The 489-nt window shown below is 38.0% G+C and carries 1 protein-coding gene; it reads right to left on the bottom strand.

Annotation, left to right across the window (positions count from 1 at the left end):
• A partial coding sequence (locus tag V6U76_RS05455; protein ID WP_333024135.1) for an ankyrin repeat domain-containing protein occupies positions 1-443 on the bottom strand: 443 nt, incomplete at its 3' end.
• Positions 444-489: the final 46 nt, after the last annotated feature.

Consider the following 489-nt stretch of genomic DNA (forward strand, 5'->3'; position numbering starts at 1 on the left):
AAATCTTTGCAGTTTACTCCCGGTTTGTCAAAACAGCATTCATTAAATTGATTAAAAACCGTGTGCAGTGGAGTTTCATTTTCGTCATTAAGTTCGTTGCAGTTTGCGCCTTTATTAATTAAATATTCAATAGTTTTTACAGCTGTGTATTGTACAGCGTAATGAAGCGGAGTGTAACCACTGTTACCGTGGCTATTTATTAGACCATTGTTTGCTTCGAGAAGCACATCAATAATCTCGACGTTGTCAATTCTCGCTGCGTAATGAATAGCTTGATTACTGTCGTTGTCTCTGCCGTTTGGGTCAACATTTTTGCGCAGTTGATACTTAACTTTTTGTAAATCACCGCATTTTGCTGCTTCGATTAATTGTTCAACACTCGCATTGCAGTATTGATACACGTAAATGTCCGGCTCTGAGTCTTCAGGGAAGGCCTCTGCCATTAATAAACAAATGAAAACAAAACTGATTTTCCAATTGAAACGCAGA

Source organism: Wolbachia endosymbiont of Pentidionis agamae (assembly GCF_036711655.1).
GTDB lineage: Bacteria > Pseudomonadota > Alphaproteobacteria > Rickettsiales > Anaplasmataceae > JAZHPY01.